Below are 5,183 nucleotides of genomic sequence, written 5' to 3'. Positions count from 1 at the left end.
CCTTGCTCTACTACTCTGTTTAGAGGAGAGTTTTCATAAACACTTTCTGAATAGGCATTAATGTCTGCAAGAGCTACTCCTGTAAAGTCATCTGCATAGGTATCTTTATAATAGGTATTGATATCTGTATTGATGTCTACTGTGCTATAGGAGCCAAATGTTCCTGTTGTTCTCTCAAATGGGAGGTATTGTTTATCTTGCCTACCATAATCATCGTATGTAATATGGGTTACAATATCGTTTAAGCTTGGTGATCCATTAATGGATATTTGTTGTTTTGTTCTCCCTAATCCATCATAATAAGCTATGTTCTCGATTACATCTTCATGCCCATTAATACTACTTGAAGATGTCATTGGTTTTTGAAAAACACGTGTAAACACATAGTTCTCATTACTTTTGGGGATACCGGTATATGGTAGCTCAATACAGCCTCTATTAGGTCCCTTAATCCCTGGGCAAAGATCATTTGCATTGGCTACATATCCTATTGGAAGGACACTATAATATTCTCCCTTATTAGGATCTCCAAAGGTATCGTTATCACTATCGGCATAAAAAAGTCTTGGAGGAATATTAGTAATTCTAGCTGTGGTATCATCTAAATCTTTATTATTATCTACATATCTTGATGGTTGTAAACTTGCATATTGACTAACATTAGGGTCTCCAAACGTATCATTATCATAATCATAATAAAAATGCCGTGGCGGTATGTTGGTAATCAAAGATTTATCATCATTCCTATCTCCTGCTCTAAGAATATAACCAGAAGGTTGTATACATTGTTTTTTTGTAACGTTAGGATTCCCCCATGTATCTCCGTCCTTATCTCTATACCAAATGGTATTAGGGTGTACTTCTGGTTTGTCATCTTCGCAATCATTACCATTAAGGACATACGTATATCCATCTTCTGGAGGAAAACTACGATATAATTTAATGCCATTATTACCAAATCCATCTTTATCTACATCTCTATAGAAATTTTTAGGCGGAATATTATTGATGAACTTGTTTTCATCATGAAGGTCTCCTCTTTTATGAGAATATCCAAGAGGTGGCAAGCATTGTATTTTGGTAGGTGGGTCGTTATTAATAATCCCATGTTCACTACCCCAACCATCACCATCGATATCTCTATACCAAATTGCATTAGGATGCCTATGTTCATTAAGATCATCGCAGTCTTGATCATTATCTACATATCCTGATGGGCGAACACTCTCATAAACCTTTACTCGTGGATCTCCATAGGTATCACCATCATAATCTAGATAAAAATAACGAGGAGTAATATTGGTAATTCGTTTGTCATCATCGTCCTTATCTCCTGCTCTACGAATATAACCAGAAGGTTGTATACATTGTTTTTTTGTAACGTTAGGATCCCCCCATGTATCTCCGTCCTTATCTCTATACCATACTACATCAGGGTGTATCTCTCGGTTACCATCATTACAATCACCTTCTTTAGTGACATAACCCGAAGGGCGAATACTACGATAAGTCTTTGTAGAAGAAAGACCAAATCCATCTCCATCTCCATCTTTATAGAAGTTTTTGGGAGGGACATTAGTAATTAATGGAGTCGTATCATCTAGATCGTTTTTATTGGTTACATATCCATGGGGTCGTGTTCTTGCAATTTCTCGTACGGCCGGATCCCCGTAGCCATCTTTATCGCTATCATAGAAATAGGCATTATTTCCATCATGATCCCCAATGGGATCCCCTTCTCCAAATTGTGAATATATCGTGTGGCTACATAGTACTATAAAAACCAGTACTAGATTCTTTAGTGTTGTCATCTTCATTGTATATGGTTTTTAGTTTTGGTTCTTATAATGATACTTGTTCTCAGAGATTAAGGAATTATCTTGGTCTTTTACCTGAGATAATCTTCCTAATCCATCATAACTATACTTAGAGGTATACCCCCTTGCATCTGTCATCTCTACCATGCCCTTTAATGGATCATGTATATATGTAGTTATCTGCGATTTAGAAAAAGTAGTTCTTAAACGATTATACAATGTTCTTAGTTGATCATCTGTAGTTATTTTTAAGTCAATACTTCTTGTTACTTCATTTAATTGAGTTTTGGTAACCCCAATTAATTGTGCCAATATGTAGTTCTTAGTGCTATCCCATAAAATAGAAGTAGGGATACCATCTTTTCGTTGCATTTCTACAGGCTTGCCTTCTTCTATCTTATATTGCTGATATAATTCATAATTAGATGGAATATGACCTTTTGAAGATTGATTTACAGCTTTGCCTTTATGGTGTCTATAAGTCGCTATAACATTACCCTTGATATCATAATCAACATACTGACCTTGTATAAAAGTGCCATTAGTATATACTTTCTTACTAATTGGCAACGCTATTTGGTAATTATTAGCTAAAGTAGCTATAGTAGCATTTTCGGATGAATGGTTATTAGGGTATGTGTACCTGATCTCACTATGGTTTCCATCAGGATACATAGTAAAATTTTTATTTGCCAGATCTTCTTTATTTTTTACATAATATCGACCATCAATCTCTTCTTTAATGACTTGCATAGTATTATTGTATTGATATCGATTTATAGATACTAATGCATTAATAGGTTCGTTTTCTTTATTAAAATAGCTGATCTCCGTACGTTTAGAGAGTACATTTTTCGTGTGAGTATAGTATGATGACTCAGGGGTACCATATCCTAAATAGACTCCTATATTATTAGTGGTCGTATATGGATTAAAAACACACTCGTCTTTATCTGTTAATGTCCAAAAATAGGTTCTGCTTTCTATCTCATTTATATAGTCCATATCAGTGGTTTTGACAATAGTATTGTCTTTATATATTTCCTGACGAGTCATTACTGATTCATACGATCTATTGCGATGTCTACGAGAAAAGTATTCAATAGTTTTTAAAGGTCCGTCGGCTCCTGAAGCTTCAATGGTTACTTTTTTAAAAAAATATCCTGATTTTTTGGTTATTAGGTTAGATTTTATGTCATTAGAGGAGAATACCATTTTTACACCGTACTCTTTGATATAATCATTAATTCTAGGAATATTGCGAGTTATTCCATCATACGTATAGGTAGTTTTTTTGGCTATCTTTTTATGTTCATCTCTATCAGTTATGGTCTTTATGTGTATCCCACCTGTATATACTTTTCTTGGTGTAGTAGTTTTTTTAGTTTCTACTCTATCCCATCTTACTGATACACGTATAGTAGGTTTGGTAATTAGTATATTGTTTTTTACAACAAGTTCTAACACATAAGTTCCTTTTTTTAGCATGATTTCTCCTTTTTCAGGACCAATAACTCTTGGAGAATCAAAAACAGAACTGCTTAAACTTCCATCACTTAATTTTTTATAGATATTCCATCTAGAGCAATCAATACTAGGATTATTATCATCGTATTCACATGCATTAGATTCCGTTGTATGTGTTACCAAAGTACCATCACTTGTTGCATTTTCTGTTATCGTAAACTCCTGTGTAAATACAGATTGACCATATTCTGAGACATCATTTGTTGTTGGGATTACAGAAACCGGCGGATACTTTACTAGCGTTGGAAAATCAACTCGTGTTGTTATTTCTGAGTTTCCATCATACTCAAAAATAGTAGATCCTCCTGTCGGGTATATGATTTTATTAAGAATACCTCGTTTTAGATAATCTATATCCACCGTTCGATTTCCTAATTGTTCTAAATACCTAGTTGTTAGCTTAGTATAAGCAGGCATAGAAAAAGGAATCAAAGTCTCATTATTATTATTTCCATTATAGTACCCCTGAAGATCTTTTGCCATACTCCCTTTTTTGGGTAAATCTCCAGCTATATACTCAAATTGATGTGGGGGTTTTACCGTACCATCAAATCCAATTTCTTGTACTGCATCTAATCGTAAGCGAGGATCTCCTGAAAATTTTCCATAAGTAAAACGGAACGACTTCTTTTTACCTTTGATTTTATCTAAGATATCAATCGATATAAGCTTTTTTTTCCATTCAGATAAAGAATTATCATCAGCATAATTAAATGTTACTTTTATACGATCAGATTCTATATTCTTTATAAGTTGATTGATAGGTTTCTGTATTATAGAAGTACGGAGTAATGCAGTATTATATACTGGCACCTGAGCTGTAGTCTCTCCCTCACAGCCACAACTTCCTGTTTTTACTGGGATTGTATGACTGGGTTGTGTGAGTTTTTTTACGTTACATTTTTCTGAATGACTTATACTATGAGATGTATTTGCTAATGTATATTCAAACTGATATGGTAGGTATTTAAATGTAATCTGTTTATCATTTTTTGTAGTAATATGATCGATCATCCAACCTGTGATACTTGTTTCTCGATTAAAACTTAAATCAAATCCACCGCCATTAATAACATTTTTAGAATTTGATTCTTTGACATTATTAAAATAAAAAGTATTTCCTGTCGCATCTTTTGCCATAAAATCGATTAATTGACCTACTCCTTGTATTTTTTGAATATACATTTGGCTTTTTTGTTCTAGACCGACAGTTCCATCACGATTAAAAATAAAAGAACCCGAATTTCCTAAGAAGCTGTAATTAAAATCATCAGGGTTATAATCGTGTGTTAGAGCAGAAACACTAAGATCTCTTTGTGCATTTTGGCTCGTCACAGGGTTTTCTCTAACCCAGTCTGAAGTAACATAATCTCTTGATGCTGGGAGTAACCAACCCGCTTCATCTGGTTTATCATTTACTTGCCTAAAGATTCCTCCTCCTGCATTAAGAGTCCATTTTAACCCTACAGCACTAGCAAGATCGTCTACTTTAACTCCCGAAGCATGATAAGAAAGAGAGATAGGAACAGAGATCCCATCTTCTTCAATAGTAAATAATGGAATGTTAATTTGTGGGATTCCTGTTGCATGATTAACAGGGGTATTCCCATAGATTAGAAAATTGCTAGCATTAGGGGTCACCGGGGTATAATTATGATGATATTTAAGATGTTCTGTACTTACCTCTTGGGCACCCATGCTATAGCAGAATAGGAATAGTAGTCGTAAAATATTTTTCATATGATGAGTGTTTTTTATTTTTCTTGATGCAATAATAAGGCGCGCCAGTTTCATTTTTTGAAACTGGGATTTTTTTTTTTACTTTTTTTTAAAAAAAAT

2 protein-coding genes are annotated in these 5,183 nt (G+C 34.0%); both read right to left on the bottom strand.

Annotated features, from left to right (window positions below):
- Nucleotides 1-1,817: DUF6443 domain-containing protein (locus N456_RS08645; protein ID WP_240315508.1), on the bottom strand; the 1,817-nt coding region annotated here is incomplete at its 3' end.
- Nucleotides 1,818-1,829: 12 nt separating this feature from the next.
- Nucleotides 1,830-5,084, bottom strand: a complete 3,255-nt coding sequence (locus N456_RS08640; RefSeq protein WP_148639259.1) for an RHS repeat domain-containing protein — start codon at nucleotides 5,082-5,084, stop codon at nucleotides 1,830-1,832.
- Between the last annotated feature and the right edge of the window lie 99 nt (nucleotides 5,085-5,183).

The sequence above is a fragment of the Aquimarina longa SW024 genome (assembly GCF_001401755.1).
In the GTDB taxonomy this organism is placed as follows: Bacteria; Bacteroidota; Bacteroidia; order Flavobacteriales; family Flavobacteriaceae; genus Aquimarina; species Aquimarina longa.
The sequence above is the reverse complement of the archived record's forward strand: the minus strand, read 5'-3'. Positions and strand labels throughout refer to the sequence as shown.

Coding starts and splice junctions, on each gene's coding strand:
- N456_RS08640 (WP_148639259.1), bottom strand. CDS start 5,084: ATGAAAAATATTTTACGACTACTATTCCTATTCTGCTATAGCATGGGT.